The organism is Brevibacterium metallidurans, from assembly GCF_037101285.1.
GTDB lineage: Bacteria > Actinomycetota > Actinomycetes > Actinomycetales > Brevibacteriaceae > Brevibacterium > Brevibacterium metallidurans.
Map to the genome: position 1 here is coordinate 38,155 of NZ_BAAAAF010000004.1, position 6,000 is coordinate 44,154.

5 protein-coding genes are annotated in these 6,000 nt (G+C 68.0%); 2 read left to right on the forward strand and 3 right to left on the reverse strand.

The window, feature by feature from the left end; all coding sequences use genetic code 11:
• Positions 1–76 precede the first annotated feature (76 nt).
• The gene (locus tag AACX88_RS06685; protein ID WP_339392265.1) at positions 77–826 is read right to left on the reverse strand and encodes a TSUP family transporter; all 750 of its coding nucleotides are present in this window, start codon (positions 824–826) and stop codon (positions 77–79) included.
• A gap of 137 nt (positions 827–963) precedes the next feature.
• Between AACX88_RS06685 and AACX88_RS06690 the strand changes: the two genes are divergently transcribed.
• Positions 964–1,731 (forward strand): DUF1707 SHOCT-like domain-containing protein, encoded by a 768-nt coding sequence (locus tag AACX88_RS06690; protein WP_339392266.1) that lies wholly within the window; start codon positions 964–966, stop codon positions 1,729–1,731.
• Positions 1,732–1,889: 158 nt separating this feature from the next.
• On the opposite strand, the gene groL is transcribed toward AACX88_RS06690, so the two are convergent.
• Positions 1,890–3,527 (reverse strand): chaperonin GroEL, encoded by a 1,638-nt coding sequence (groL, locus tag AACX88_RS06695; RefSeq protein ID WP_339392267.1) that lies wholly within the window; start codon positions 3,525–3,527, stop codon positions 1,890–1,892.
• A gap of 281 nt (positions 3,528–3,808) precedes the next feature.
• Complete coding sequence (locus AACX88_RS06700; RefSeq protein WP_339392268.1) at positions 3,809–4,219, reverse strand: winged helix-turn-helix transcriptional regulator; 411 nt, start codon at positions 4,217–4,219, stop codon at positions 3,809–3,811.
• A 143-nt stretch (positions 4,220–4,362) separates the two neighbouring features.
• Between AACX88_RS06700 and AACX88_RS06705 the strand changes: the two genes are divergently transcribed.
• On the forward strand, positions 4,363–5,784 hold the full coding sequence (locus AACX88_RS06705; protein WP_339392269.1) for an MFS transporter: 1,422 nt from the start codon (positions 4,363–4,365) through the stop codon (positions 5,782–5,784).
• The last annotated feature ends 216 nt before the right edge of the window (positions 5,785–6,000 follow it).

The following is a 6,000-nucleotide window of genomic DNA, read 5'->3' on the forward strand; positions in this document are numbered from 1 at the left end:
GACTGAGCCACGCCCCCATGCCGGCTCCGTTTCCCCCACCCGTTCCCTGGTTCGGCGACAGCGTCCGCTCCCGACCTCAGCCGAAGAGCCCGAGCCCTTTCGCCAGGGTCGCCGCTCCCCCGCCGAAGGCGAGGACGATCATCGCCGCCCGTGCCGTCTCCGGTGCGACCCTGCGGGCGAGCAGATCCCCTCCGAGGAGGCCCGCCACGAGCACGATGCCGATCCCCGCCCAGATGGCCGGGTAGAGGTTCGGCCACGCCCCTTCGTCGAAGATCGCCTTGGCGAGGATCGCCGATCCCGTGCCGACGACGAGGAAGGGCTGCAGGGTCGCGGCGAAGGACCTCTGCTCCCACCTCGTGAGCACCGCGTAGGCGCTCACCGCGGGCCCGCCCGCGCCCGCCGCCGCAGACATCGTGCCCGAGACCAATCCCGCCGTGAACTGGGTGCCGAAGTTCTCCGGGATCCTCGCACCGAGGTGGCCGATGATGAGCGAGACCCCGAGCGAGGCGATGATGAGGACCCCGATGAGAACCTGCAGGGGTGCGGTCGGCAGCGCCGTCGTGAGCAGGGCGCCGGGCAGAGTGCCGACGACGGTGCCGAAGGCGAGCTTGGCGAAGATCGGCCACTCGACCTCCCTCCACGTGCGCGCGAAGACCGTGCCGGCCGCGATGATGCCGCAGATGTTGACGAGGATGACCCCGGAGACCGGGTCGAGGAGGAGGACGAGGAACGGGCCGCTGACCAGGCCGAACCCCATTCCCGTGATCCGCTGTGAGAGTGCCCCGACGAAGACTGCGGTGAGGATGAGCACGACGACGGGTTCCACGCTCGCCAGTCTAGTCAGCAGGGTTCCAGCCGGCGGCGGCAGCCCACTGGACGGACGTCCGTGTCCAGTCGGGTCTCTGCGTTCACCCGGTGAACATCCTGGTTCAGCCCCACCTCGGCGGGGTTACAGTATTAGGCATGGAAAGTCGTGGTCTCTGGTCCCGCTTCAGCGCAGACCCGCGCGCGTACGGCCAGGTGAGGGCCTCCGATGCCGACCGGGCCGTGGTCACAGACGTGCTGTCGGAGGCCTACGCCTTGGGGCAGGTCGACGCCGAGGAGTTCGACGAGCGCATGGAGACCGCCGGACACGTCAAGACCCTCGGGGAGATCCCGCCGCTCATCGAGGACCTCGTCGTCGCCGGTGCCGACGAGGTCGATCCCGGCGCCCTCGACGACGCCGGCCGGGCCCGGGCGCTCGCACAGCTCGACGACGACCGGATCCCCATCACTCCCGTGCAGATCCAGGAGGCCGCGGAGAAGTACTACCGGGACCGGGTGCGCCGCGCCCTCATCGGCATGATCGCCGGCCCCGTCGGCTTCACGACCGCCATCTGGGCGTTCGGCAGCATCATGTCGGGGACGCTGATCTTCTTCTGGCCGATCTTCGTCATCGCCCCGATGCTCTTCGGCGCGGTCTCCCAGATCGCGAACAAGCAGGACGTCATCCGCCGCCGTAAGCAGGAGCTGACGAAGCGGGCCAGGGCCCACCTCGGCGACGAGGAGGCGAAACGGCAGCTCGAAGCCCAGCCGCCGGTCGACGATGACGCCGAGGACATCTTCGGCCAGGGCCTCCAGCCGCCGCACCCTCCGCTGCCGCCCTACGCTCCCGGGCACACGCCTCCGCGCGATGAGCTGCGCAGGCGCCGGGAGGAGCGCCGGCGACGCCGTCAGAACCCCTGGGACTGACACCTCACCGGCGTCGGCCGTCGGCCGAGGCGGCCGGACCCTGCAGGACCGGCCCACCTCTCGTGAGGCTGACCGGCGACACCACAGCACCATGCACATATGAGAAGAGCCGTGCCGGCGCCCGAAGGCACCGGCACGGCTCGTTCAGCGGGGGCTGATCAGAAGCCCATGCCGCCCATTCCGTCCATCCCGGCAGCGGCTGCGTCAGCACCCGGTGCGGCCTTCTCAGGCTTGTCGGCGACGACCGACTCGGTGGTGAGGAACAGACCGGCGATCGACGCTGCGTTCTGCAGAGCCGAACGGGTCACCTTGACCGGGTCGTTGATGCCTGCGGCGAGCAGGTCCTCGTACTGACCGGTGGCTGCGTTGAGCCCCCAGCCCGGTTCGAGGTTCGCGACCTTGTCGGCGACGACACCGGCTTCGAGACCGGCGTTCGTGGCGATCTGCTTGAGCGGAGCCTCGATGCCGACCTTGACGATGTTGGCACCCGTGGCCTCGTCGCCGGTGAGCGAGAGGTCCTCGAACGCCGTCTTGCCGGCCTGGATGAGGGCGACGCCGCCACCGGCGACGATTCCCTCTTCCACAGCGGCCTTCGCGTTGCGGACAGCATCTTCGATGCGGTGCTTGGTCTCCTTGAGCTCGACCTCGGTCGCGGCTCCGGCCTTGATGACGGCAACACCGCCGGCCAGCTTGGCCAGGCGCTCCTGCAGCTTCTCACGGTCGTAGTCGGAGTCCGAGTTCTCGATCTCGGCGCGGATCTGAGCCACGCGTCCGGCGATCTCGTCGGCGTCTCCGGCACCTTCGATGATGGTCGTCTCGTCCTTGGTGACGACGACCTTGCGAGCGGTGCCGAGCAGGTCGAGGGTGACGTTGTCGAGCTTGAGCCCGACTTCCTCGGACACGACCTGGCCACCGGTGAGGATGGCGATGTCGGCGAGCTGAGCCTTACGTCGGTCGCCGAAGCCCGGGGCCTTGACGGCCACGGACTTGAAGGTGCCGCGGATCTTGTTGAGCACGAGCACGGCGAGGGCTTCGCCCTCGACGTCTTCGGCGATGATGAGCAACGGCTTGTTGGTCTGCTGGACCTTCTCGAGGACGGGCAGCAGATCCTTGACGTTCGAGATCTTCGAGTTGACGATGAGGATGTAGGGATCCTCGAGGACAGCTTCCTGACGGTCGGTGTCGGTGACGAAGTAACCGGAGATGTAGCCCTTGTCGAAGCGCATGCCCTCGGTCAGTTCGAGTTCGAGTCCGAAGGTGTTGGACTCCTCGACGGTGACGACGCCTTCCTTGCCGACCTTGTCGATCGCCTCGGCGATGAGCTCACCGATCGCAGGGTCACCGGCGGAGATCCCGGCGGTGGCAGCGATCTGCTCCTTGGTCTCGATCTCGATGGCGTTGTCGAGCAGGACATCCGTGACAGCTGCCACGGCCTTCTCGATGCCGCGCTTGAGGCTGAGCGGATCGGCACCGGCAGCCACGTTGCGCAGACCCTCGCGGACGAGTGCCTGAGCGAGAACGGTGGCGGTGGTGGTGCCGTCGCCGGCGACGTCGTCGGTCTTCTTGGCGACTTCCTTGACGAGCTCAGCGCCGATCTTCTCGTAGGGATCCTCGAGTTCGATCTCCTTGGCAATGGACACGCCATCATTGGTGATGGTGGGTGCGCCCCACTGCTTTTCGAGCACGACATTGCGACCGCGGGGTCCAAGTGTCACCTTGACCGCGTCCGCGAGCTGGTTGAGGCCAGCTTCGAGTCCCCGACGAGCTTCTTCGTCGAATGCAATCATCTTTGCCATAGTGGCCTAGATCCTCCCTGATGGAGTGGACTGGGATCCCAGAGCAGTCGTCAGCGCCCGCGACGGCAGAGAGTGTGTCCGCATGTTCCATTCCACACGGGGACCACGCTCTCGAGACGACCGATGCGATCCCGAGGTTTTCACCACCACTAGATTTAGCACTCTCAGGGGGAGAGTGCAAACGAAATCCTCGCAGCACCCGAGATTCCGGGGAGTTTCGGAGGCACGCTCCTGGGCAGCCCGAACGCTTTCGGCTCAGCGCGAACGCTCGGGCCGAGGACTCAGCGACCGGCAGCGTCGCCGGGGTCGTTCTCCATGTCGGTGCCGCCGCCTGCCGCTTCGCGTTCGACATCGGCTGCGTAGTCGCGACCCCATGCGGCCATGGCGTCGAGGAGAGGCTGGACGTTCCTGCCGCACTCCGTCAGGCTGTACTCGACCTTCGGCGGCACCTCGGCGTAGACGGTCCTGTTGATGAGGCCATCGGCTTCGAGTTCCCGCAGCTGCCGGGTGAGCACGCGCGGGGTCGGCTCTCCCGCTGCTCGCCGGAGCTCGCCGAAGCGCATGACCTCGTGCCGCCCGAGCAGACTGAGCACGACCGGCTTCCACGCCCCGCCGAGCACGGCCACGGTCACCTCCGCCGCGCAGTTGTGCGACCACGAGGCGATGACGCCATCGACGCGGCTCCTCGGCATATCCGTCCTCCTTGCCGCACTCTCCCGTGCTCCCGGCATCGTCGTTCCCGACATCGTCGCCGGAGCTTCAGTATCAAATCTGTCAGTACTGGCCGATATTGTGCATACTTGTGCCCATCGTAGCGCGAGCTCACAGTGGAGTCATGACCACTCGACCTCCGTCATCCCCGACCACACCCGCTCCCGGCCTCTGGCCGACGATGGTCCCCCTGCTCATGGGAATCCTCTGCGGAGCGCTGGGGGTGAGCATGATCAACACCGCGCTGCCGGCCATCGCCCAGGACCTCGACGTCCCCGAGTCGATGCGCGCGTGGATCGTCGATGTGTACCCGCTCGCGACTGCCGTGACCATCGTCGTCGCAGCCCGCTGCGGGGATCGCTTCGGGCGACGCCGGATGTTCGTCCTCGGCACGATCGGCTACGCGGCCGCCGCTTCACTCGCGGCGCTCAGTCCCGGGCCGGCAGTCCTCATCGGCAGCCGCGTCCTCATGGGCATGGCCGGAGCCTTCGTCATCGCCAGCGTCGTCTCGACGGTCGGAGCGCTGTTCACGGGCCGCAGCCTCGTCATCGCGAACGGACTGTGGATGGCGGTCTTCGGCCTCGGGAACTCCTTGGGGCCAGTGCTCGGGGGCCTGTTCACGCAGCTGTGGGGGTGGCGATCCGTTCTCGCATCCTCCACGCCGCTCGCGCTGGCCGCGGCAGGATGCGCTACGGCCTGGCTGCTCGAGACCCGATCACCGACGCGGGTGCGCTTCGATCCGCTCAGCATCGTCGCATCGGGCGCCGGGGTCGGTGCCGTCGTCGCCGGAATCAAACTCTTCGCCGTCGATCCTCTGGCCGGGAGCCTGTGGTCTGCCTCCGGGCTCGTCCTTCTCGTGGCGTTCGTCGTCCGGCAGCGGCGATTGGACGCCCCTCTCATCGCCGTCGATCTGTTCACGCGTCGCCGGTTCTCATCGGCGGCGATCCAGCTGTTCGTGTCCGCGGCGACGGCCGCTGCGTCGATCTATCTGCTCAGCATCCATCTGCAGTCGACCTTCGGCCGCTCCCCAGCCACTGCCGGAATGGCGCTCGTGCCGCAGGCGGTGGCGACCGTGGCCGGTGGCCTGCTGGCGCCGTGGGTGGCGCTGCGGCTCGGCAGACCCGCCGCGATCGTCATTGCGCTCGGGCTCCAAGCGCTCGGTCTCGCTTCCCTCGCCCTTGCTCCGACGGCGAGTCCTGTTCCGCTTGTCCTCGTCGGGCTCGGGTTCGGGTTCATCGGCACCGTGGCGACGACAGCGCTCTTCGAGTCCTCACCGAGGTCGTCGGCCGGTCAGGTGGGGGCGATCCAGGAAGTCGCCTTCGCCCTCGGCGGTGGGGCTGGGGTGGCGGTGTTCGCGACGCTCGCGCTCCTCGGCGGTCCGCACGGATTCGCCCTCGCGCTCATCGCCGCAGCGAGCCTCACTCTCGCCTCAGCATTCCTCGCGATCCGACGCACGCCGGCACCTGATACGGGGACGACAGCCGGACTGCGGAGCAGAGTCCGACGGCGCGGCAACGCCCGACCACGGCGCGGCAGCCCCGGATGATTCCGCAATGCGCTGCCCGCAATCGAATCTGCCGGGAGACATCCGCGGACACCAACCAGCGCCACCGCCGATCACCGGCGCCGGCCGACTTGCGTTCGACGTCGCCAGTCACCGGCACGGCCGAACGACGCGACGGAATCCGCAGCGCACAGCAATGGCCCTGCGATCGACTCAGATCGCAGGGCCACAGCCGTGCCGGCATCACGCCGGCGATGT

Excerpts from the sequence above, each read along its gene's own strand:
- AACX88_RS06705 (WP_339392269.1), top strand. The coding sequence starts at position 4,363 with ATGACCACTCGACCTCCGTCATCCCCGACCACACCCGCTCCCGGCCTC.
- AACX88_RS06700 (WP_339392268.1), bottom strand. The coding sequence starts at position 4,219 with ATGCCGAGGAGCCGCGTCGATGGCGTCATCGCCTCGTGGTCGCACAAC.
- AACX88_RS06690 (WP_339392266.1), top strand. The coding sequence starts at position 964 with ATGGAAAGTCGTGGTCTCTGGTCCCGCTTCAGCGCAGACCCGCGCGCG.
- groL (WP_339392267.1), bottom strand. The coding sequence starts at position 3,527 with ATGGCAAAGATGATTGCATTCGACGAAGAAGCTCGTCGGGGACTCGAA.